The sequence below is a fragment of the Vibrio sp. V03_P4A6T147 genome (genome assembly GCF_002241085.1).
GTDB lineage: Bacteria > Pseudomonadota > Gammaproteobacteria > Enterobacterales > Vibrionaceae > Vibrio > Vibrio anguillarum.
Map to the genome: position 1 here is coordinate 1 of NZ_NDIO01000181.1, position 22,451 is coordinate 22,451.

A 22,451-nucleotide genomic window follows, 5' to 3' on the forward strand; every position below is an offset into this window, starting at 1 on the left:
CATTTTGTTTCACAAACTAGCTAAAAGGCCGCCTCTGCGCGGCTTTTTATTTTAAATCACAAAAATTATTGAGCATATTATCAGTTTTTTAAGCTAAACTAACAAAGTATTCTACTTTATGCTTATTATTTAGATATACTACTGCTCCTCTGCGGTAGCATACAAACATAACAAATCGCAGGTCGATATGCGTCACGCATATAATCCTAGGTGATAAACGGCTTTTTAAGGTGACACAACCCACTCCGTCAATAGAACGGTGGGTGTTGCTTAAACTCATTCATGATTGATGCCATCAGAAGCACAACACGAGTTTGAGCAAGTTGTTTTTGAGTTTATTAACCATTTGGATTAAAGACATGTCATTACCACACGTTATCCTCACTGTTTTGAGCACTCGCGATGCCACAGGGTACGACATCACAAAAGAGTTCTCTTCGAGCATTGGCTATTTTTGGAAAGCCAGCCACCAACAAGTTTACCGCGAACTGAATAAAATGGGTCAACAAGGCCTAGTCACTTGTGTATTAGAACCGCAAGATGGCAAGCCAGATCGTAAAGTTTACTCCATCACCGATGCAGGTCGCAGCGCTTTAGGTGAATGGTTTGACCAACCTACAGCTCACCCAACCGTACGTGATGAATTTAGCGCTAAATTGATCGCTTGCGCGGTACAACCAGCAACACCTTACCGAATTCAACTGGGTGAATTGGTTGAAGAATCGAAAAAACTGGTTGCTCACTACAAAGAGATTGAGTCTGCGTACTATGCAACACCAGCTACCCTCGATAAGCTACAGCGCCTTGAGCGTCTAACACTACGCCGCAACCTACTGGTTCGCCAAGCGTGGGTTGATTGGGCTGAAGAAGTGCTTGCTGAACTCGATGCAATGGCTTAATGCCAACCATAAAAAAGGGTGATGCTCTGTGAGCATCACCCTTTTTGTTTTCCGCGACCAAATCAAATACCATCACCGGCAATGAAACTTTGAGAGCGGCCATTAAATTGTTGGTCCATATCTAACGAAGGCTTATCGGTTTGCGGACGACCGACAATTTTGGCTGGCACTCCAGCGACGGTAGTGTGCGGAGGCACCGCTTGCAATACCACCGAACAAGAACCAATTTTCGCCCCTTCGCCCACTTCAATATTACCGAGAATTTTGGCACCCGCGCCAATCATCACGCCTTCACGAATTTTCGGGTGGCGATCGCCGCACTCTTTACCCGTTCCACCTAGCGTTACATCTTGTAAAATAGAGACATCATTCTCCACCACTGCGGTTTCACCGATCACAATGCCCGTAGCATGGTCAAGCATGATACCGCGGCCAATACGTGCAGCAGGATGGATGTCCACTTGGCAAGCTACCGAAATTTGGTTTTGAAAATAGGTAGCCAACGCCACTCGACCTTGCTTCCATAACCAGTTCGCGACGCGATAGCCTTGTAAGGCATGGTAGCCCTTGAGATAAAGTAGAGGCATTGAAAACATAGATACTGCGGGGTCGCGATTGACAGTCGCGCAGATGTCACACGCCGCCGCTTCCATAATGCTGGGGTCTGCGGCAAATGCCTCTTCGACCACTTCACGCACCGCCATCGCTGGCATTGAGGCCGTATTCAGCTTATTGGCAAGAATGTAGCTCAAGGCCGAGCTTAAACTATCATGCTTAATAATAGTGGCATGATAAAAACTTGCCAGCATCGGTTCTTGTTCTGACTGCTCGCGCGCCTCTTTGACTATGGCTTGCCACACTTTGAGTTTTTCGCAATGTTTCATCGTTGGTTGATCACCCTTCCTCATCCAATCTCTAGAGCGTCAATGTAGATTGCTAATAGGCTTTGTGCCTAATCATGAGCAATGAATTAGCGTTCTGCTTTTTTATCACGAGCCAGCAAATCTTGTGCTGCAACACGCGCATCTTTTCCTTGATACAGCACTTGATAGATTTGATCAACTATTGGCATTTCAACCTCCATGCGCGCCGCTAATAACCACACCTCTTTGGTGTTGCGATAACCTTCAACCACTTGGCCAATTTCTTGCTGCGCCGTATCCACGTCTTTCCCTTGTCCCAACGCCAAACCAAAGCGACGGTTACGTGATTGGTTATCGGTACAAGTGAGCACTAAGTCACCCAATCCAGCCATCCCCATAAAGGTTTCAGGCTGAGCACCTAACGCTGCACCCAAACGGCACATTTCGGCCAGACCGCGCGTAATCAATGCAGTACGCGCATTCGCACCAAAGCCAATCCCATCGGACATGCCAGCGCCAATCGCAATCACGTTTTTCACCGCACCACCTAGCTGCATGCCAATAAAATCACTATTGGCGTAAACGCGGAAAGTTTTGCTGCAGTGAATTTTGCCTTGCAGATCTTCGACAAACTGCGCGTCAGGCGAGGCAACAGAAATTGCGGTAGGCATTCCCATCGCCAGCTCTTTAGCAAAAGTCGGCCCAGATAACACTGCCAATGAATAGCGCTCGCCAATGGTGTCATAGGCCACATCCATCAGTAACCGGCCCGTTTCAGGTTCAAGCCCTTTGGTTGCCCAACAAATACGGGAATCATCACGTAAGTGAGGCTTTAAACTCTTCATAACAAGGCCAAATACGTGGCTCGGAACTACAACCAACAAATCGCGGCTCGCTTGTACCGCTTTTTTCAAATCGGTTTCCACAATCAGCGAATCGGGAAAATCAATACCGGGTAAAAATTCTTGGTTAGCACGATCAGCGTCAAGACGAGCCATATGCTTAGCATCGTGTCCCCAAAGGACAACATTAGCACCGTTACGTGCTAAAGAAATCGCCAGAGATGTGCCGTAAGAACCCGCACCAACTACTGTCATGGTGATCGCTTTACCGTAAATACTGTTAGGATCTGTCATTGTTTCGTCCATTGCTATTCGTGTTGTCATGTTATACCTAAATTCCTTCCGATACAGCTTTCAATACGGAGTAGCAAGGAACGGAGGTATTGGCATTCGAAATAAACAAAAAATGCACAACGCACCATCATTATCTGGGATGCTTTGTGCATTTTTTATCATCAAAGTCTGACGTGGAACGCCAACGTTAATGATCTCACGTCATTAACGATTAAGCTTCTGCTTGCTCGCCTTGAGTCGCTTGTTGTTGTAGGTAGTTCATGAACAATGCATCAAAGTTCACTGGTGCAAGGTTAAGTTGTGGGAATGTCCCTTTAACAACTAAGCTAGAAATTGTTTCACGTGCATATGGGAACAGAATGTTCGGGCAGAATGCACCTAAACAATGAGCAAGTTGACCCGCTTCCATTTTTTCAGCAGTAAAAATACCACCTTGTTGCACTTCGCATAAGAACGCGATTTCTTCCGCGTTTTTCACTGTCACCGTTAGGCGTAATACGACTTCATACACACCCTCACCCAGATCACGACTTTGAGTGTCAAGATCCAACTTCACATCTGGATTCCACTCTTTTTGGAACATAACAGGTGAGTTTGGCGCTTCAAAAGAGACATCTTTTAGAAAGATACGTTGAATTGCGAAATTTTGTTGTGCTGTTTGTTGTGCGGCTTCAGCCATGATTAAATCCTTAAATACTTACAAATTCAGTGTTGCTTTTAGACTAACCGAGCTGATTTCGAATGACTAGATGAGCTCACGATTACGTGGAAAACATCACAACTCTTAGCATCAAATGCTGGCTTTTCAGCCAGCACACTCAGTTCAAGATAACCGCGATCAGTGAATTATTTATTGCCACGAACCAATGGCAAGTTCGCTTCATTCCAAGCTACAAGACCATTTTTCAGTAAATTCACATTCTCAAACCCAGCTTTAGCAAGCAGGTTGGCACTCTCTTGCGCGGTTTGACCCGTTTTACATACCACAATGATTGGGTCAGACTTGTGCTTTTCAAGGCTAGCCAAGTTACCGGATTTAATATCTGACGGTAAAATGTGAACCGCATCGGTAATATGGCCTTTTTTAAATTCATCTTTCGTGCGGATATCGACAACAACACCGTTTTCACGATTCATTAAAAGCGTCGTTTGTGAAGCGGTGATCTCTTTATAGGCTGCCGTGGTTGATTTCACGATGCTCATGATTAAGGCGACGAGAATACCTACCCATGCCAAAGATAGAATCATATTGTGTTGGAAAAATTCGATGTACTCTTGCATATTCTGTGCTCTTGCAATGTGGGCTTAAAATCAGACAAGGAGTATAACGAGGTTGTCAGCCAGACGCGAGGGCTTACATTGCATAATAAGAAACTGTTGCCGTTTTTCAGCGCGCTCATCGCACTACAAGCGCGCAATCCACATCAGCTTAAAAGCTTAAGCTATCGGAAAAGGAAAAGCCGTCACGTTATCAATATGATCTTGGCCTAACGCCAGCATAATCAAGCGATCAATACCAAGCGCCACTCCTGAACATTCAGGTAAGCCAGCCTCTAACGCCGCTATCAAGTGGTAGTCAATCGGCTGTTCGACCAGCCCCATCGTTTTACGCTTTTGGTTATCCGCTTCAAAACGAGCCAGTTGCTCTTGTGGGTTGTCCAGCTCATGAAAACCATTCGCAAGTTCAATCCCTTTGAAATAGACCTCAAAGCGATCCGCAACACGATGATCTTGCGGGTTAATCTTAGCTAGTGCCGCTTGTGATGCAGGAAAATCGTAAACAAAAACCGGTACCTGTTGACCAATTTCCGCCTCAACACCGACACTAAATAGCAGTTGCAGTAAGATATCTCTATCCTCTTCTGGCTCAGCAATGTCACTTAGACCTAATCGGCTCGCAGCCGCTTTTAACTCGTCCATTGAGCCTTCTAACGGACAAACCCCAAGTACCTGCAAAAATGCTTGTTGGTAGCTCATCTTCTGCGCCGCTCCACACTGCAAAATAAGTTGCAGCAATTGATCCATCTCATCCATTAAATCATGGTGAGTAAAACCAACCCGATACCACTCTAACATCGTAAATTCTGGGTTGTGATAGCGGCCATTTTCCTCGTTGCGAAACGCTTTATTGATCTGATAAATCGAACCACTCCCCGCCGCCAAAAGTCGTTTCATATGAAACTCTGGGCTGGTCATTAAATAGAGTTGACGGCCATCAGCATACCCTGGGCCAACAAATTGGGTTTGGAAGGTTTGCAAATGAATGTCGGTTACCGTGGCATGACTCATGGCTGGTGTATCGACTTCCAATACATCTCGTAGTTCAAAGAAATGGCGGATCTGCTTGAGTAACTGAGCACGCTGTTTGAGTTGTGGTATTGATGCGGTTGGCATCCAGTTTTTTCTATTCATGTTCTGGCACACATAAGTTTGGATGATATGAATTTTACTGACTTAAAGCGCAATTCCAAATTCTAACGTGATTATTATCACACAAAGAAAAATAAGTATGCTCGCGCTTGCACTTCCGAAGCAAAAACCTAACAGAATCAATTTTTTCCTTACACAGCTCTTCTACACTACCCGTACCACTTAAGGCTTACGAACCTTTAACTATAACAAGCGGATTTTCCGCATCACACACCGGAGGATAACTGTGCAAATTATCACCACAGATATCGCAGTCATCGGCGCAGGCGGCGCTGGTCTTCGCACTGCAATTGCAGCCGCTGAAGCAAACCCTGATTTAGAAGTTGCTCTGATTTCTAAAGTTTATCCTATGCGATCTCATACGGTTGCAGCGGAAGGAGGCTCAGCAGCAGTTATCAAGGAAGAAGATAGCCTTGACAACCACTTCAACGATACCGTTGGTGGGGGAGATTGGCTATGTGAACAGGATGTTGTTGAATATTTTGTGGCCAACTCGACCCGCGAGATGGTGCAAATGGAACAGTGGGGTTGCCCATGGAGCCGTAAAGAAAATGGCGAAGTCAACGTACGCCGTTTTGGTGGCATGAAAGTCGAACGTACTTGGTTTGCGGCTGACAAAACAGGCTTCCACATGCTTCACACCCTCTTCCAAACTTCAATGAAGTACCCACAAATCAATCGATTTGATGAGTATTTCGTGGTGGATCTACTTGTTGAAGATGGCGAAGTTCAAGGGCTTATCGCGATTCATATGTCCGAAGGTGAGCTAGTAACCATCAAAGCAAAATCTGTGGTATTAGCCACTGGTGGCGCGGGCCGTGTGTACCACTGCAACACCAACGGCGGCATTGTAACTGGCGATGGTATGGCAATGGCTTATCGTCATGGCGTCCCTCTACGCGATATGGAGTTCGTGCAATACCACCCAACTGGCCTACCTGGCACGGGTATTTTGATGACGGAAGGCTGCCGCGGTGAAGGTGGTATCATCGTCAATAAAAATGGCTATCGTTATCTGCAAGATTACGGTATGGGCCCAGAAACTCCGGTGGGTCAGCCTAAAAACAAATACATGGAACTCGGTCCTCGCGACAAAGTTTCTCAAGCTTTCTGGCATGAACAACAAAAAGGCAACACCATCAAACATCCGCTTGGTGATGTGGTGCTGCTTGATCTTCGCCACCTTGGTGAAGAGTACTTACAAGAGCGTTTGCCGTTCATCTGTGAACTAGCGAAAGCTTACGTCAACGTTGATCCAGCAAAAGAGCCGATCCCAATTCGTCCAACCGTACACTACACCATGGGTGGTATCGAAACGGATGGACAATGTGAAACGCGCATCAAAGGTCTGTTTGCTGTCGGCGAATGTGCCTCGGTTGGCTTGCATGGTGCAAACCGTTTGGGTTCTAACTCGTTAGCTGAATTTGTGGTCTTTGGCCGCGTTGCGGGTGAAAGTGCAGTGAAACGCGCAGCGGAATTCAAAGGTTGGAACGATGAATCTATCGCCAAACAAGTCAAAGCCGTAGAAGAGCGTATTGCAGCGTTAATGAACCAAGAAGGTGATGAAAACTGGGCCACCATTCGCACTGAGATGGGTCACACCATGGAAGCGGGTTGTGGTATCTACCGCCAAGAAGATTTAATGCAAGCGACGATTGATAAAATCACCGAGCTAAAAGCACGCTACAAGAACATTAGCATTAAAGATAAAGGCAAAGTGTTCAACACCGACCTTCTGTACGCTATCGAAGTCGGTTATGGCCTTGAAGTGGCTGAAGCTATGGTTCACTCAGCTATCTTGCGTAAAGAATCTCGCGGTGCGCATCAGCGTTTAGACGAAGGTTGTACTGAGCGTGATGATGTGAACTACCTCAAGCACTCTTTAGCTTTCTATCAACCAGATGCCGCTCCAAGTATCGACTACAGCGCGGTTAAGATCACGAAATCTCAGCCGAAAGCTCGTCTCTATGGTGAAGCGGCAGAACAGGCTGCCGCCGCGGAAAAAGCGGCAGAAGAGAAAAGCGCAGAGGAGCAAAAATAATGTCAGCAAATCGCATTCAAAAAGTAGACATTTTGCGCTACGACCCAGAAAAAGATGCCAAGCCACGCCTGCAAGCGTTTGAAGTTCCCTTTGATGACACCATGTCAGTGCTCGACGCGATTGGCTACATCAAAGATAACCTCGATAAGGATCTCTCTTATCGCTGGTCTTGCCGTATGGCGATCTGCGGTTCATGTGGTGTGATGGTCAATGGCGTACCTAAATTGGCTTGTAAAAGCTTCCTGCGCGATTACCCCAATGGCGTGAAGATTGAACCTTTAGCCAACTTCCCAATTGAAAAAGATTTGATCGTGGATATGACTTCGTTTATCGAGCGTCTTGAAGCCATTAAACCCTACATCATTGGCAACGATCGCAAACCTGAAGATGGCACCAACTTACAAACGCCAGAGCAAATGGCCAAATACAAACAATTTGCTGGTTGTATTAACTGCGGTCTTTGCTACGCGGCCTGCCCTCAGTTCGGTTTGAACCCTGAGTTTATTGGCCCAGCAGCATTAACCCTTGCTCACCGCTACAACTTAGATAGCCGTGACCATGGTAAAGCCGAGCGTATGAAGCTTATCAATGGTGATAACGGTGCTTGGGGTTGTACCTTTGTTGGTTACTGCTCTGAAGTGTGTCCAAAACACGTTGATCCAGCGGCAGCCGTCAACCAAGGCAAAGTTGAATCTTCAATGGACTTCGTGATTGCCATGCTAAAACCTGACGGTTCACCAAAGAAAGTGGAGGGATAAGGATGAGTAACCGTAAACCTTACGTTCGTGAAATGACACGCACTTGGTGGAAAGATCACCCATTCTACCGCTTCTACATGTTGCGTGAAGCAACGGTACTGCCACTGATATTCTTTACCTTATTCCTTACCTTTGGCTTGGGCTGCTTGGTTAAAGGCCCTGAAGCATGGGAAGGCTGGCTAAGCTTTATGGCAAACCCAATTGTGGTCGCAATCAATATCGTCGCGTTGGCGGGGAGTTTGCTGCATGCACAAACCTTCTTTAGCATGATGCCGCAAGTGATGCCAATCCGCTTGAAAGGTAAGCTAATCGACAAGAAAATCATCGTATTAACTCAGTGGGCTGCGGTTGCGTTTATCTCACTGATTGTTCTCATCGTGGTGTAGGAGCTTATAGTCATGAACAACAATTATAAGGTAAATCGCACGCCAAAACGTTCTGATGAACCTATCTGGTGGGGGCTGTTTGGTGCCGGTGGAACATGGTTTGCGATGATTACCCCGATCACCATTCTCGTGTTGGGTATTTTAGCACCATTAGGCATTATCGATGCTGAAGCAATGAGTTATGAACGCGTTTCGAGTTTTGCGACTAGCATCATCGGCGCACTGTTTATCATTGGTACATTAGCCTTACCGATGTGGCATGCCATGCACCGTGTTCACCACGGTATGCATGACCTAAAATTCCACACCGGTTTAGTGGGTAAAATCGCTTGTTATGCGTTTGCAGGGCTGATTTCCGCACTCGCTGTCGTTTTTATCTTTATGATTTGAAGATAGAAAAGTGATGACATCAAAGAGCTGCCTCGGCAGCTCTTTTTTATTACGGCACTCACTCAGCTTTGGAGCAATAAAAAAGGCCGCTAACCGAGCGACCTTCTTACTTATCTTGAGGTGATTATTTGACTCGACCTACATATTCGCCAGAGCGGGTATCCACTTTGATCACTTCACCGATAGAGATGAACAATGGCACACGTACCACAGCACCTGTGACCAACGTAGCGGGTTTACCACCCGTACCTTGCGTATCACCTTTCAAGCCTGGATCAGTTTCAGCCACTTCAAGTTCAACAAAGTTTGGTGGCGTTACCGCAATTGGGTTACCGTTCCAAAGCGTCAACATGCAGGTGTTGTTTTCCACTAGCCATTTTGCGCTTTCACCCACCGCTTTATTATCCGCCGCAATTTGCTCGAATGTTTCATTATTCATAAAGTGGTAGAATTCGCCGTCGTTATAGAGATAATCAAGGTCGATATCCATTACGTCAGCCGTTTCTACTGAATCACCTGACTTAAATGTTTTTTCCAACACTTTGCCAGAAAGAAGTTTACGGATTTTGACACGGTTGAAGGCTTGGCCTTTACCTGGTTTCACATATTCATTTTCGAGAATGACACAAGGCTCATTATCAAGCATAATTTTGAGACCGCCTTTAAATTCATTCGTGCTAACAGTAGCCATTTTTTCCTCTTACCATTCTTCGAGTTAAATTCAATGCCGCATATAATAACCCGAAAACTTGATTCTGTTGAGCAAAACTGGCTTCAACAATTAACGAATGCGATCTCAAACCCTGCCGAGCTTCTCCAGCAGTTAGAGATTGATCCTGCCCTTTGGCAAAACGGGTTTGCCGCACGCAAACTCTTCGCACTACGGGTGCCACAAAGTTTTGTCGATCGCATGGAAAAAGGAAACCCTTACGATCCCCTGTTGCGTCAAGTTTTGCCACTCAATGAAGAGTTTGAATGGCATGATGGGTACTCAAATGATCCGCTTGATGAGCAAAACAATGCCATTCCGGGATTGCTGCATAAATACCGCAACCGAGTGCTAATGATAGTCAAAGGTGGTTGTGCGATTAACTGCCGTTACTGCTTTCGTCGTCATTTCCCCTACCAAGAGAATAAAGGCTCAAAGCAGGTGTGGCAGCAAAGTGTCGACTATATTGCCGCGCATCCCGAACTCAATGAGGTCATTTTATCGGGCGGTGATCCGTTAATGGCGAAAGATGAAGAACTGCGTTGGCTCATCGATGCAATCAGCAGCGTGCCTCATATTAAACGATTGCGTATTCACTCGCGCTTACCCGTGGTGATCCCCGCTCGAATCACCGATGCATTGTGTGATCTGCTGCGTGAAACTCGCTTACAAGTCATTTTGGTGACGCACATTAACCATGCCAATGAAATCAATCTAGAATTCAAACAGCAGATGAGTCGTCTGCGCGCCATCAATGTTACCTTACTCAACCAGGGTGTATTGTTAAAAGGTGTTAATGATAGCGTTGACGCGCAAGTCGCGCTCAGCGAAACGTTATTTGATGCAGGGATTTTGCCTTACTACTTGCATGTGCTGGATAAAGTGCAAGGCGCAGCGCACTTTTTTGTTAGTGATCAAAAAGCAAAAGAAATAATGGCAGGTGTCATTGAGCGAGTCTCGGGCTATCTTGTTGCTAAGCTAACTCGAGAAATCGGTGGCAGAGCCAGTAAAACGCCACTCGATCTGCATCTTGAGTAATTACAGAACTTCAAAAGAGCGGTTCGGTGTCAATCAACGAACTCTTACCTTCATACTTTTGGGAAAACCATCATGCAATCTCTCGGACAATTTCTTGATCTTAGTCCATTCAGTTGGTCTGCATTATTGTGCTGTGCTATCAATGGGTTACTGATTGGCGTTGAACGCCAAACCCGTGGTAAACCGGTGGGCATTCGCACATCAATATTAATTATCTCAGGGACTTATCTCTTTCTAGCGATGGCAGTATCACTGTCCCCTAACACCTTAGATCAAGCTCGCGTGCTTGGACAAATTATTACTGGGGTTGGTTTTTTAGGCGCAGGCGTGATGATGACTCAAGATGGGAAAATCCATGGCGTCACCTCGGCCGCTGTTATTTGGGTACTGGCATCACTGGGATTGATGATCGGTCTTGGTTACTTACAGCAATCCATCATTGTCACGGTATTAGCATTGTGTGTGTTGTATGGCGTGGATAAGGTAGAAAATAGCTTTCAAAGTTTGCGCCGTGGTGTTCATCAACGCTTTCGTCGTCGTACATAAGGTGAAAAAAAGAGCAGCTTGAGGCTGCTCTTTCGATTTCAATTCATCGGCTATTTAGCAAAGTTGATGATAGGAAAACACTTAAAGAAACCGTTATCCGCACAGTTAATTAGACCAACCTGAACACCTTCAATTTTTGTGGTTTTGTTGAACAAACCCACTTGCACTTTCGATGTATCAGAGAAGTTTGCTGCACCAACATCAACCATGGTATTACCTTCAGAGTAGTTCACTAGACTGACGTTAGCACCTTGTACATTGTTGGTCAGATTCACTACACCCACGTTAGCACCCACGGTTTGCCCTGTATTCCAGTTTAACAAACCGAGTGAAGCACCGGTCATCTCTTGATTGACTTTCGATGCCCCTAAAAGACCTAAATTTACACCCGTCGTAGAGTCAGTTTCAGATAATCCAACAACGGCGAGATCTAAGCCTTTAACTTCATTCACTTTACCGTAAAGAGCCGCAACACGAACGCCTGATACCGCATTTTCATCCGGCGCATTGAAGTTATTAATGGAAGAAAACATAACTGGAGTGCCAGCCATCGCAACAGAAGAAGATAACGCAGCCACTACGGCTAGTGCTGAAAGTACTTTTTTCATAAAGATCTCCATTGACCAATGAAACCGTTAATATTGGGTTTGTTCACGCTATTTCACTCACATCATCACCAAATTGTGATCAGTGAAGAGACGAAGTCTAGAAGAGTCGGATCACTCAAACGTCAGGATTGAGCTAATTATGCGAAAAAAAACCGGAGGCAAGCTCCGGTTTCTTATTGAGAGAGGATGATTACATCATCCCTCCCATACCGCCCATGCCGCCCATATCAGGCATTGCCGCTTCTTTCTTCGGTAGCTCAGTCACCATAGCTTCTGTGGTGATCATGAGGCCCGCGACTGAAGCTGCGAACTGTAGAGCACTACGAGTCACTTTGGTTGGATCCAAAATACCCATGTCGATCATATCGCCATATTCACCCGTCGCAGCGTTGTAACCATAGTTACCTTCACCAGCGCGAACATTGTTAGCCACAACAGAATCCTCTTCGCCCGCGTTTTTCACGATTTGACGAATGGGTGCTTCCATCGCACGTAGTGCAACACGAATACCTACGTTTTGCTCTTCGTTGTCACCTTCAAGGCCCGCAACTTTAGCAGCCGCACGGATCAGTGCAACACCACCACCCGCAACCACGCCTTCTTCAACGGCTGCGCGAGTTGCATGCAGTGCATCTTCTACGCGATCTTTCTTCTCTTTCATTTCAACTTCAGTGGTTGCACCGACTTTGATCACTGCAACGCCACCTGCCAGTTTGGCCACGCGTTCTTGTAGTTTTTCTTTGTCGTAATCTGAAGTTGCGTCTTCAATTTGTTGACGAATTTGTGCAACGCGACCTTTAATAGCTTGCTCTTCACCTGCACCATCAATGATGGTGGTGTTTTCTTTAGTGATAGAGATGCGCTTCGCTTGGCCTAGATCTTCCAAGGTCACTTTTTCAAGCTCAAGACCGATCTCTTCAGAAATCACAGTACCGCCCGTTAGGGTAGCAATGTCTTGTAGCATCGCTTTACGGCGATCACCAAAACCAGGTGCTTTCACGGCAGCAACTTTTACAATGCCACGCATGTTGTTCACAACCAGCGTCGCCAATGCTTCACCTTCAACATCTTCCGCCACAATCAGTAGTGGACGAGAAGCTTTTGCTACCGCTTCAAGTGCAGGAAGCAGTTCGCGAATGTTAGAAATTTTCTTATCAACCAATAGGATGAATGGGCTATCTAGATCAACACTGCCCGCTTCTTGGTTATTAATGAAGTAAGGAGATAGGTAACCACGATCAAACTGCATACCTTCCACTACATCGAGTTCATCTTGCAGTGCTTGACCTTCTTCAACAGTGATAACGCCATCTCGGCCCACTTTTTCCATCGCTTCAGCAATGATGTTACCCACGCTTGAATCCGAGTTCGCAGAAATAGTACCCACTTGCGCAATCGCTTTAGTGTCTGAACAAGGTACTGAAAGCTCTTTCAACGCTTCAACCGCCGCCACGACAGCTTTGTCGATGCCACGCTTAAGATCCATTGGGTTCATACCCGCTGCTACAGCTTTCAAGCCTTCAGTGATGATCGCTTGCGCTAATACCGTTGCGGTTGTCGTTCCGTCACCCGCTGCATCGTTAGCTTGAGAAGCAACTTCTTTCACCATTTGTGCACCCATGTTCTGGAATTTGTCTTCCAGTTCAATTTCACGCGCAACAGTGACACCATCTTTGGTGATAATAGGTGAACCAAACGATTTATCTATCACAACGTTACGGCCTTTAGGGCCAAGGGTGACTTTTACTGCATCGGCTAGAATATTAACGCCTTCTAGCATTTTAATACGTGCATCGTTACCAAATTTAACGTCTTTAGCAGCCATCTTTAATTTCCTTTTCTAAATTCTGTTTTAATCAATCGTTTTTGAATCAGAGCAAAAATTACTCAATGCTTACTCGACAATCGCCATGATGTCGTTTTCAGACATAATGAGCACTTCTTTACCGTCGATCTTTTCCGTTTTAGTACCGTAGCTTTCTGCAAAAATAACCGTATCACCTACTTTGACATCCAGCGGTTGTACCGAACCATTTTCAAGGATTCGGCCTTTGCCTACTGCTAAGATGACGCCACGAGTCGATTTCTCTGCAGCGGAACCTGTTAGAACAATGCCACCAGCAGATTTAGATTCAACTTCTTGGCGTTCAACGATAACTCGGTCGTGTAATGGACGAATGTTCATCGGTCGTCTCTCCTGATTAGATTTTCCGTTAGGTTTATGAAAAGGCTGATTACTCAGCTCGTGAGTGATATGTGGGGGAGCAAGCAAGGGATCCCAAGGGGGGAAAGCGAAAATTTTGTGATCTATTTAACGAATTGATAGCGAATCTTGGTTCTGTGCTGACAAAAGTTACTAGCGGCTCATCCTGTATAGTCAATAATTTGCTTTATTAAGCTGCTTCTTCATAATAGATAAGGCAAACAGAGGAATGCGATGAAAACCATTGACCGAATACTTCAAACCATCAAACGCGATGGAGCGGTAACCGCTAAACGACTGGCCGACGACCTAGGTATTACCACCATGGGGGCTCGCCAGCACCTACAAAGTTTGGAAGATGATGGCATTGTGGCGTTTCATGATGTCAAAGTAAAAGTCGGACGCCCTACTCGACACTGGTCTTTGACACAACAAGGCCACGACCAATTTGCTGATCGGCATGGCGAGTTGATCATCCAAGTGATTGATGCTGTTGAGCACCTTTTTGGTAAAGAAGGACTAGCCAAAGTGGCGGCAGAGCGTGAAGCTCACACATTAGCACAGTATCAACAAGCATTAATTGATTGCCACAGTTTAGAAGAAAAACTAGCTAAGCTAGTGACGCTTCGTGAGCAAGAAGGCTATATGGCAGAGCTCATACCATCAACGAACGGTTACACTTTAATTGAGAACCATTGCCCCATCTGTAAAGCTGCGGCACGCTGCCCTAATCTGTGCCAATCTGAACTTAATATTTTCCAAACGTTGATCGGTGAGCAATATGTAGTTGAGCGGAGCGAACACATCATTATGGGTGAGCGTCGCTGCCGTTATCAAATCACACCACGCTAAGATCGTCTCATTAGTAAGAAATGGCGATTTCGTTCCAACTCCTACCTTATTGATCGGTTATGCTTTCATTGTGTTGATAAAATAATCAACAGAGAAATAGTGTAAAGGAGAAAGATATGGAGCCCCCTCAAAAACAGGCCTTACCTTCTTTTGATGAGTTGGTTGAACTTGCCAAACATAATCCAGATGCCTTTACGCAACTGAAAAAAGATATCTGTGAAGAGATGATCCTCTCCTCTTCCAACAACATGCAAGACAGGTTATGGGCTCAGCAAAGTCACATTGACTTGGTGGTGAGCCAATGCAAAAACCCTGTCCATGCTAATGTTATGCTGATGCGTGAGCTCGGCGAACAGATGATGAAATTTAGAAATGCCTTAGATGGCGAATCGGCGCGCACTCAACCGAGCGCGACCATCATTCCATTTGTGCCGCGCCACAGCGACTGGCGTTAACCTCGCTATTTGAAGCTTTTTAAAACAACAGGAGGCATTGGCCTCCTGTTGTTTCATCAATTTTTTCTATCAAGTTTACTCTGGTTCAGGTCCGTAGCGGTTGCGGCTTTGCGTTCCCTTCATAAAACCACATTCGACTAAAATCCATGAGCCACAAACCAGTGCGACCAGCGATACCAATGACTCTGTCATACTGGCTTGAGTGGCAATCTCGGCACTAGCAAAAGGCATACTCATACGGCCTATCACCAAGGGGACATTAAGCAATAACCACCAAGCAGACTTATCTCTGTCATGCCAACGTTTTACCGTGATGGCCAAATCAGGCAGTAACACTACTAGCAAAAACAGCGGCAAGATCAGGTGCGTATAGGCAGGAAATATTTGGTTTGCAGCGAGTGCGAAGCCCATAATGGACGCGTAATAACAGAGATTCCACATCCAAAATACTTTGCGCCCGATGCGTCCTTGAAATGAAAATAGCAGTTCTTTAATCGACATCTTGTTACCTAAAATGGTTAATTTACAACCTTTTGGAAGCAATCTTTATCCATATCACGCACATTCACGGTCAGACTCCTGACTTGACTAGCTTGCTGTTGCAATACCGCCATTAATTGACGTGACAACTCTCTTTTTTGTTCAGGTGTTCGCCCTGACAGTAAATCAAAGCTGAGGTGAATAAAATCAACACTGTCGCCCTCCTCACCAATGCACCAATGGTGACAGCGTAGCGCCCGTGATTTCACTGAGTCAGCGTCAAATAATCCGCAGCGAAGTGCGACTTGGTGAAGATCTTCCAATAACCCTTGAACATTCACACGTTCATCCACAGAGTTCGAGTATTCCATAACAAGGTTGGGCATACGAATTCCTTTTCTTCATTCATGATCAAATTTCAACACTGGTGAGCCTTATTGGTATCACTAGCTTTTCTTTTAACAGCCACTAATAGCAATTAATCTCGTAAAATCCGAGCCATTATCGGCTATTCTGTCTATCTGATCACTGATAAGGAGTGTCACGCATTGCTTAAGATCCCATAAAGTCATGACTCGAATCATGATCTGACCGATTTTATCTGTTATATTCTTTCGCAATCACGTTTATTTTTGACATTCATTCATTTTAACTTTGATAGATAATGGAGATATTCCTATGCGTCATCCTGTAGTTATGGGTAACTGGAAACTAAACGGCAGCAAAGAGATGGTTGTTGAGCTGCTAAATGGTCTGAATGCAGAGCTTGAAGGCGTAACGGGTGTTGACGTAGCCGTTGCTCCACCAGCACTTTTTATTGACCTAGCAGAGCGCACTCTGACCGATGCGGGTAGCGCGATCATTCTGGGTGCCCAAAACAGCGACGTACACAACAGTGGCGCATTCACTGGCGATATGTCTCCAGCAATGCTGAAAGAATTCGGTGCAACACACATCATCATTGGTCACTCAGAGCGTCGTGAATACCACAACGAATCCGATGAATTTGTGGCGCAAAAATTTGCATTCCTAAAAGAAAATGGCCTAACACCAGTACTTTGTATCGGTGAATCTGAAGCACAAAACGAAGCTGGCGAAACAGTGGCCGTATGTGCACGTCAACTTGACGCTGTGATCAACACCCAAGGTGTTGAAGCGCTAGAAGGTGCGATCATCGCTTACGAACCAATCTGGGCGATCGGCACAGGTAAAGCAGCAACAGCAGATGATGCTCAACGTATTCACGCTGCCATTCGCGCGCACATTGCTGCAAAATCAGAAGCAGTCGCGAAGAATGTCGTTATCCAATACGGCGGTTCTGTAAAACCTGAAAATGCAGCAGCTTACTTCGCACAACCAGACATTGATGGTGCTCTAGTTGGCGGCGCAGCACTTGATGCGAAAAGCTTTGCAGCTATCGCAAAAGCAGCAGCTGAAGCGAAAAAAGCGTAATTATTCACACTAATTATCGTTAAGAAGGTCAGCATTTGCTGGCCTTTTTGTTTCTTCACTCTCGTCACGCTTCCCATCCTAGCAGCTATAGTCGCGATCGCCAGAATCAAGTATCCTAACGTTTTGCTTAACCTACGTTGCCCAGTAATGCACGATAAACACGGCCTATTAACCGCCCCAATTCCAAATGTGCTCACTCAAATGACGATCCCAATGATTTTTGGTTTGATCGCGATTTTGATGTTTAACTTGGTCGACACCTTTTTTATCTCACTGCTGGGCACCGAATCTCTTGCCGCCATCAGTTTTACCTTTCCCGTCACCTTTGCGGTCAACTGCATTACCATGGGAATTGGTATTGGACTTTCGACGAGTATTGGCCGCTTACTCGGTCAAGGTGACGCTAAGAATGCGGCGCGTTTTTCTAGTCATGGCGTGTTGCTGGCTGTGGTGCTGGTGACATTCGCTTCAATTCTGGGGTTACTGACCATTAAGCCACTCTTCCTACTGCTTGGTGCCACTGACGATTTAATCCCTTTGATTGAGCAATACATGCAGGTTTGGTATTTGACCATTCCTTTGCTCGTTATTCCCATGGCTGGTAACAGTGCAATTCGAGCCACAGGTGATACTAAAACGCCAGCTAAAATTATGATGCTCGCAGGTTGTATTAACGGTCTGCTCGATCCGCTGCTGATTTTTGGTTATGGCCCTTTCCCTGAATTAGGAATCCAAGGTGCTGCTATTGCCAGTGCATTCAGTTGGTTAGGCGCACTGTGCGGATCGCTATATGTCTTAATCAAAAGAGAAAAATTATTGGCATGGCCGTATTTTCCTACTTTATGGCATGATTGGCAGCAGATCTTAAAAGTGGGCACACCAGCGGCACTCTCCAATGCAATGAATCCACTCTCTGGCGCGCTATTAATGATGATGCTGGCCAGTCATGGCACGGCTGCAGTAGCCGCTTACGGCGCCGCGCAGCGTATTGAGTCGATACTCATTTTGGTCTTGATGTCACTAACCTCAGCACTGACTCCCTTTATGGCACAAAACATCGGCGCAAAAAATATTGAGCGTAGCTTTGCTGGCCTGTTCCTCAGCATGCGTTTTTCTATCGTATTTCAATTGATGATTTTTGCGATGATGGTACCGCTGAGCATCCCTTTGTCAGCCCTATTTTCTCAAGAGCCCTCGGTGCGCGATCTATTGTGGCACTATTTGCTGGTGGTGCCACTGAGCTATGGCTTTCAAGGCATTGTGATGATGCTTGTCTCTGGATTGAATGCATTGCATCAACCTATGCGCGCCTTTCAGTGGAGCGTGATGCGGCTATTTGTGTTCACTCTTCCTGCCGCATGGTTAGGTTCGTATCTCTATGATGTCGAAGGGCTGTTTATCGGGATTGCCGCAGGCAATACCTTAGGTGGGCTGCTGGGTTATTACTACGCCCTGCGTCTAAAACGAACTTACCTGTTTCGCTAATGCTACCATTTATCTGGTTGAGCACGTCGTGGTGAACTAAATATAACAAAGCCAGCATTCATGCTGGCTTTATCACTTAGAAACATCGCCTTTCAGCGCGAGAAACTACTCTTCAATCTCGTCAAGGTCATCATCTAAGTCCATATCCACATTTAAAGGCTCAGGAGATAAAATAATACCCGTATTATCAGCGTACAAATAATCTTCAGGTAGGAAAGTGACGCCACCAAAATTGACAGGCACATCCACTTCACCGATACCTTGATTGGATGCTCCAACAGGAATAGAGGCGAGCGCTTGAATGCCGATGCTCATCTCTTCGAGTTCATCCACTTCGCGGACACAACCGTAAACAACGATGCCTTCCCACTCATTTTCTTCAGCAAGAGCGGCCAATTCTGCATCAATCAGCGCACGGCGCAGTGAACCACCACCATCAATTAACAGCACCCGTCCTAGCCCATCTTGCTCTAATACTTCACGGATTAAGCCATTATCTTCAAAACATTTAATCGTCGTAAGCTGGCCAGCAAAGGATGCGCTTCCACCAAAGTTACTAAACATTGGCTCCACCACATCGACTTGGTCGAGATAAATATCACATAACGCAGAGGTGTTGTATTCCATAATGGTTCTTCTCTTGCCGAAAATTATCTTCACCGAGTATATAGGGTCATTAAGTCATTGCAATGACAAGCGACAATTAACTCGTCAGAGTTTGAGCTATAACAATTCCAACAAACAACAAGTTGGTGATCAGTGAACATTTGACGATAGCGGGCATCATAGGTGCTATCTGCGCAGGTTGATCACTCACCCACACCGCTTTACTGTGTTTTACCACTACCACAATGCTCAACAAAAAGGGCAAACTTATCCACGTTGGGCTGCTTTGCATCACTAAATACCAAGCAAAAGCGACCACCGCACCCGCCAATAGCATAAAGTGATATTGCTTGGCGCGCGTTTGCCCAAGACGTACGGCAACGGTTTTTTTTCCGCAAACTGCATCATTTTCAATATCACGCATATTGTTGACATTGAGCACAGCGACCGCCAATAAGCCACAGCCTAACGCGGGTAAGAACAGGCTCGGTTCCACATGGCCGGTATGCAAGAAATAGGTTCCAGACACCCCAAGTAAACCAAAGAAAATGAATACGGATAAATCACCTAAGCCGACATAGCCGTAGGGTTTGTTACCGACCGTGTAAGCAATCGCGGCCACAATGGCGAGCACGCCCAACCCGACAAAAGCCAGAATACTTTGCACGCTATCCAGTGCATAAAAAATCAACACCAAACCCGAGATAACCGTCAATGTGATGTTAATCAGCATCGCTTGCTTCATATCATCGAGCGTCACCGCACCGGATTGAATCGCTCTGATTGGCCCTAAGCGAGCCTCATTATCCGTACCCTTGACCGCATCACCATAATCATTTGCAAGGTTGGATAAGATTTGTAATAAAGTTGCGGTAAGCAGAGCAAGCAGCGCTACTGGCAACGAAAAATGGCCCGACGAGAAAGCTAACGCGCTGCCCGTTAAAATAGAAACTAGCGCGAGAGGGAGCGTTTTAGGCCTGGCCGCATCAAGCCAGATATGGAGCGAATTCTTCATGCAAGGTCACTGCCGTTCAAAAAAGGGGTCAGTATATACTGTTCTGCTGGCGAGTATAACACGGCAATAAAAAGCCCGTCACTTTGGACGGGCTACAAACAGTGTACTGGCCATTCGATCCGCTAAAGAATAAAGCGGCTCAAATCTTCATTCTCGACTAACTCACCTAGGCGCTGCTTGACGTAGGCTGCATCGATAATCATTGAGGAGCCAGGCTTTTCTGTTGCATCAAATGAGATTTCATCCATCAAACGCTCCATCACGGTATGCAGGCGACGTGCGCCGATATTTTCCGTGGTTTCATTCACTTTCCACGCGGCTTCCGCAATTTGAGTGATGCCATCTTCAGTGAATTCAATGTGCACCTCTTCCGTCTTCATCAGCGCAATATACTGCTCGGTCAGAGAGGCTTTCGGCTCAGTCAAAATACGTTTAAAGTCATGGCTCGATAATGCTTCAAGTTCGACGCGAATCGGCAAGCGGCCTTGCAACTCGGGGATTAAATCAGAGGGCTTCGCCACTTGGAATGCACCCGACGTAATAAAGAGGATATGATCAGTTTTAACCATGCCGTGCTTAGTCGAGACGGTACTGCCCTCAATCAAAGGTAGCAAATCACGTTGTACCCCTTCACGCGACACATCTGGACCTGAGCTTTCGCCGCGTTTACAGATTTTGTCAATCTCATCGATGAAGACAATGCCGTTATTTTCAACATTAAAAATAGCTTGATCTTTCAGCTCTTCCTGATTGACCAATTTTGCCGCTTCTTCCTCAGTCAAAGCTTTGAAGGCCTCTTTGATTTTGAGTTTGCGTTTTTTCTTGGTATCCCCTGCAAGGTTCTGAAACAAACCTTGCAGCTGATTGGTCATCTCTTCCATGCCTGGAGGTGCCATAATTTCAACCCCCATTTGAGGGACAGCGACATTGATTTCAATCTCTTTGTCGTCGAGCTTTCCTTCACGCAACTTTTTACGGAAGATTTGGCGAGTGTTCGAGCTCTCTTCGCCCTTTTCATTCTCTCCCCAAGCATCACGAGCTGGCGGCAATAAAGCATCTAAAATACGCTCTTCTGCTTGCTCTTGCGCGCGAAATTGCACTTTTTCCATCGCTTGCTGGTGAGTCATTTTTACCGCGACATCGGTTAAATCGCGAATAATGGTTTCCACTTCTTTACCAACATAACCCACTTCGGTAAATTTGGTCGCTTCCACTTTAATAAATGGTGCGTTGGCAAGCTTGGCGAGACGACGAGCAATTTCCGTTTTTCCCACCCCAGTTGGACCAATCATCAAAATGTTTTTCGGCGTTACTTCGGCGCGCAAGCTCTCTTCGAGCTGCATGCGACGCCAGCGGTTACGCAGCGCAATCGCCACCGAACGTTTGGCTTTATCTTGACCAATAATATGGCGATTTAATTCGTGAACAATTTCACGTGGAGTCATTTCAGACATCAGATTTTCCTTAATTCTTTACCCTAACACTGTCTTTATTTTTCGGTGGTCACTGTTTGTTGCAGTAGCAATTCCGCCGGTATTTCTAGTTCTTCGATAGTGTGGAAATGGTTGGTAAACACGCAAATGTCGCCCGCAATTTTTAGTGCTTTTTCAGCGATTTCACGTGCATCTAAATCGGTATTTTCTAATAATGCGGTCGCCGCAGCTTGGGCAAAATTACCACCCGAACCGATAGCAATCAGGTCGTTTTCTGGTTGAACGACGTCACCATTGCCCGTAATAATGAGTGATGCCGTTTCATCAGCCACCGCTAAAATCGCTTCTAGCTTACGCAGTGCTCGATCACTACGCCAATCTTTTGCCAGCTCAACCGCGGCCTTAGTAAGATGACCTTGATGCATTTGCAGCTTACTTTCAAAGCGCTCAAACAAGGTAAACGCATCAGCTGTGCCACCTGCAAACCCTGCCAAGACTTGATTATTGTACAGACGGCGAACCTTGCGCGCATTGCCTTTCATTACGGTATTACCGAGCGATACTTGTCCGTCACCGGCGATGACAACTTTATTATTACGACGTACAGAGACGATGGTAGTCACGACAGGACCTCTTATTTGTTTTCACGATGGAGTTAGCAAATAT

At 45.9% G+C, this 22,451-nt stretch carries 26 protein-coding genes; 11 read left to right on the forward strand and 15 right to left on the reverse strand.

Translation table 11 applies throughout. From position 1 onward, the window contains the following. Nucleotides 1–359: 359 nt before the first annotated feature. The gene (locus B9J84_RS07165; protein ID WP_010317655.1) at nt 360–899 is read left to right on the forward strand and encodes a PadR family transcriptional regulator; all 540 of its coding nucleotides are present in this window, start codon (nt 360–362) and stop codon (nt 897–899) included. Between the two features lie 62 nt (nt 900–961). On the opposite strand, the gene cysE is transcribed toward B9J84_RS07165, so the two are convergent. The 5 genes from cysE to epmA all read right to left on the reverse strand — a co-directional run bounded on the left by cysE (nt 962) and on the right by epmA (nt 5,310). Then, a complete protein-coding gene (gene cysE, locus B9J84_RS07170) occupies nt 962–1,783 on the reverse strand; it encodes a serine O-acetyltransferase (RefSeq protein WP_010317654.1) in 822 nt (273 codons plus the stop codon). A gap of 86 nt (nt 1,784–1,869) precedes the next feature. Beyond that, nucleotides 1,870–2,928 (reverse strand): NAD(P)H-dependent glycerol-3-phosphate dehydrogenase, encoded by a 1,059-nt coding sequence (gpsA, locus tag B9J84_RS07175; RefSeq protein ID WP_013855871.1) that lies wholly within the window; start codon nt 2,926–2,928, stop codon nt 1,870–1,872. Nucleotides 2,929–3,109: 181 nt separating this feature from the next. Then, a complete protein-coding gene (gene secB, locus B9J84_RS07180) occupies nt 3,110–3,577 on the reverse strand; it encodes a protein-export chaperone SecB (RefSeq protein ID WP_013855870.1) in 468 nt (155 codons plus the stop codon). Nucleotides 3,578–3,744: 167 nt separating this feature from the next. Further along, nucleotides 3,745–4,179 (reverse strand): rhodanese-like domain-containing protein, encoded by a 435-nt coding sequence (locus B9J84_RS07185; RefSeq protein ID WP_010317649.1) that lies wholly within the window; start codon nt 4,177–4,179, stop codon nt 3,745–3,747. A gap of 156 nt (nt 4,180–4,335) precedes the next feature. Continuing rightward, nucleotides 4,336–5,310 carry an elongation factor P--(R)-beta-lysine ligase gene (gene epmA, locus B9J84_RS07190; protein WP_088732911.1) on the reverse strand — a complete coding sequence of 325 codons (975 nt, stop codon included), beginning with the start codon at nt 5,308–5,310 and terminating at the stop codon, nt 4,336–4,338. Between the two features lie 244 nt (nt 5,311–5,554). On the opposite strand from epmA, the gene frdA reads away from it, so the two are divergent. The 4 genes from frdA to frdD are packed head-to-tail and all read left to right on the forward strand — an operon-like array spanning nt 5,555 to nt 8,903. Then, nucleotides 5,555–7,369, forward strand: coding sequence for a fumarate reductase (quinol) flavoprotein subunit (gene frdA, locus B9J84_RS07195; protein ID WP_013855868.1), 1,815 nt, complete (start codon nt 5,555–5,557; stop codon nt 7,367–7,369). Beyond that, entirely contained in the window at nt 7,369–8,127 is a 759-nt protein-coding gene (locus B9J84_RS07200) for a succinate dehydrogenase/fumarate reductase iron-sulfur subunit (protein ID WP_017046770.1), read from the forward strand. Before frdA ends, B9J84_RS07200 begins: the two co-directional genes overlap by 1 nt. 2 nt (nt 8,128–8,129) lie before the next feature. Continuing rightward, nucleotides 8,130–8,513, forward strand: coding sequence for a fumarate reductase subunit FrdC (frdC, locus tag B9J84_RS07205; protein WP_017043204.1), 384 nt, complete (start codon nt 8,130–8,132; stop codon nt 8,511–8,513). A gap of 12 nt (nt 8,514–8,525) precedes the next feature. Further along, on the forward strand, nt 8,526–8,903 hold the full coding sequence (frdD, locus tag B9J84_RS07210) for a fumarate reductase subunit FrdD (protein WP_010317640.1): 378 nt from the start codon (nt 8,526–8,528) through the stop codon (nt 8,901–8,903). Between the two features lie 124 nt (nt 8,904–9,027). Here frdD and efp read toward each other — a convergent pair whose 3' ends face one another. After that, nucleotides 9,028–9,594 carry an elongation factor P gene (efp, locus tag B9J84_RS07215; RefSeq protein WP_017043203.1) on the reverse strand — a complete coding sequence of 189 codons (567 nt, stop codon included), beginning with the start codon at nt 9,592–9,594 and terminating at the stop codon, nt 9,028–9,030. Between the two features lie 33 nt (nt 9,595–9,627). On the opposite strand from efp, the gene epmB reads away from it, so the two are divergent. After that, complete coding sequence (gene epmB, locus B9J84_RS07220; protein WP_019282863.1) at nt 9,628–10,650, forward strand: EF-P beta-lysylation protein EpmB; 1,023 nt, start codon at nt 9,628–9,630, stop codon at nt 10,648–10,650. Nucleotides 10,651–10,722: 72 nt separating this feature from the next. Further along, complete coding sequence (locus tag B9J84_RS07225; RefSeq protein ID WP_017046772.1) at nt 10,723–11,196, forward strand: MgtC/SapB family protein; 474 nt, start codon at nt 10,723–10,725, stop codon at nt 11,194–11,196. Between the two features lie 50 nt (nt 11,197–11,246). On the opposite strand, the gene B9J84_RS07230 is transcribed toward B9J84_RS07225, so the two are convergent. The 3 genes from B9J84_RS07230 to B9J84_RS07240 all read right to left on the reverse strand — a co-directional run bounded on the left by B9J84_RS07230 (nt 11,247) and on the right by B9J84_RS07240 (nt 13,989). After that, nucleotides 11,247–11,804: a VC2662 family protein gene (locus tag B9J84_RS07230; protein ID WP_026027420.1), complete on the reverse strand. Its 558-nt coding sequence runs from the start codon at nt 11,802–11,804 to the stop codon at nt 11,247–11,249. A 190-nt stretch (nt 11,805–11,994) separates the two neighbouring features. After that, the gene (groL, locus tag B9J84_RS07235; RefSeq protein ID WP_013855861.1) at nt 11,995–13,629 is read right to left on the reverse strand and encodes a chaperonin GroEL; all 1,635 of its coding nucleotides are present in this window, start codon (nt 13,627–13,629) and stop codon (nt 11,995–11,997) included. A 69-nt stretch (nt 13,630–13,698) separates the two neighbouring features. Next, nucleotides 13,699–13,989 carry a co-chaperone GroES gene (locus tag B9J84_RS07240; RefSeq protein ID WP_010317634.1) on the reverse strand — a complete coding sequence of 97 codons (291 nt, stop codon included), beginning with the start codon at nt 13,987–13,989 and terminating at the stop codon, nt 13,699–13,701. 252 nt (nt 13,990–14,241) lie between these two features. On the opposite strand from B9J84_RS07240, the gene B9J84_RS07245 reads away from it, so the two are divergent. Together B9J84_RS07245 and B9J84_RS07250 are read left to right on the forward strand one after the other, a co-directional pair. Beyond that, entirely contained in the window at nt 14,242–14,859 is a 618-nt protein-coding gene (locus B9J84_RS07245; protein WP_017043200.1) for a metalloregulator ArsR/SmtB family transcription factor, read from the forward strand. Nucleotides 14,860–14,975: 116 nt separating this feature from the next. Beyond that, nucleotides 14,976–15,314, forward strand: coding sequence for a DUF3135 domain-containing protein (locus B9J84_RS07250; protein ID WP_013855858.1), 339 nt, complete (start codon nt 14,976–14,978; stop codon nt 15,312–15,314). Between the two features lie 75 nt (nt 15,315–15,389). Here the strand turns inward: B9J84_RS07250 and B9J84_RS07255 are convergent, their stop codons facing one another. Both B9J84_RS07255 and B9J84_RS07260 read right to left on the reverse strand, forming a co-directional pair. After that, complete coding sequence (locus B9J84_RS07255; protein WP_026027889.1) at nt 15,390–15,815, reverse strand: DUF805 domain-containing protein; 426 nt, start codon at nt 15,813–15,815, stop codon at nt 15,390–15,392. Between the two features lie 17 nt (nt 15,816–15,832). Beyond that, nucleotides 15,833–16,180 (reverse strand): 5-carboxymethyl-2-hydroxymuconate Delta-isomerase, encoded by a 348-nt coding sequence (locus tag B9J84_RS07260; protein WP_017043199.1) that lies wholly within the window; start codon nt 16,178–16,180, stop codon nt 15,833–15,835. 292 nt (nt 16,181–16,472) lie between these two features. Here B9J84_RS07260 and tpiA point away from each other — a divergent pair, with 292 nt between their 5' ends. Then, nucleotides 16,473–17,246 (forward strand): triose-phosphate isomerase, encoded by a 774-nt coding sequence (gene tpiA / locus B9J84_RS07265; RefSeq protein WP_026027419.1) that lies wholly within the window; start codon nt 16,473–16,475, stop codon nt 17,244–17,246. A gap of 147 nt (nt 17,247–17,393) precedes the next feature. Next, nucleotides 17,394–18,731, forward strand: coding sequence for an MATE family efflux transporter (locus B9J84_RS07270; protein ID WP_094123850.1), 1,338 nt, complete (start codon nt 17,394–17,396; stop codon nt 18,729–18,731). Between the two features lie 105 nt (nt 18,732–18,836). Here the strand turns inward: B9J84_RS07270 and rraA are convergent, their stop codons facing one another. The 4 genes from rraA to hslV form a co-directional block, all read right to left on the reverse strand. Continuing rightward, the gene (rraA, locus tag B9J84_RS07275) at nt 18,837–19,358 is read right to left on the reverse strand and encodes a ribonuclease E activity regulator RraA (protein ID WP_026027418.1); all 522 of its coding nucleotides are present in this window, start codon (nt 19,356–19,358) and stop codon (nt 18,837–18,839) included. 76 nt (nt 19,359–19,434) lie between these two features. Next, a complete protein-coding gene (locus B9J84_RS07280) occupies nt 19,435–20,352 on the reverse strand; it encodes a 1,4-dihydroxy-2-naphthoate polyprenyltransferase (RefSeq protein WP_017049221.1) in 918 nt (305 codons plus the stop codon). A gap of 122 nt (nt 20,353–20,474) precedes the next feature. Beyond that, nucleotides 20,475–21,806, reverse strand: a complete 1,332-nt coding sequence (hslU, locus tag B9J84_RS07285; protein WP_013855851.1) for an HslU--HslV peptidase ATPase subunit — start codon at nt 21,804–21,806, stop codon at nt 20,475–20,477. Between the two features lie 35 nt (nt 21,807–21,841). After that, on the reverse strand, nt 21,842–22,408 hold the full coding sequence (gene hslV, locus B9J84_RS07290; RefSeq protein ID WP_010317615.1) for an ATP-dependent protease subunit HslV: 567 nt from the start codon (nt 22,406–22,408) through the stop codon (nt 21,842–21,844). Nucleotides 22,409–22,451: the final 43 nt, after the last annotated feature.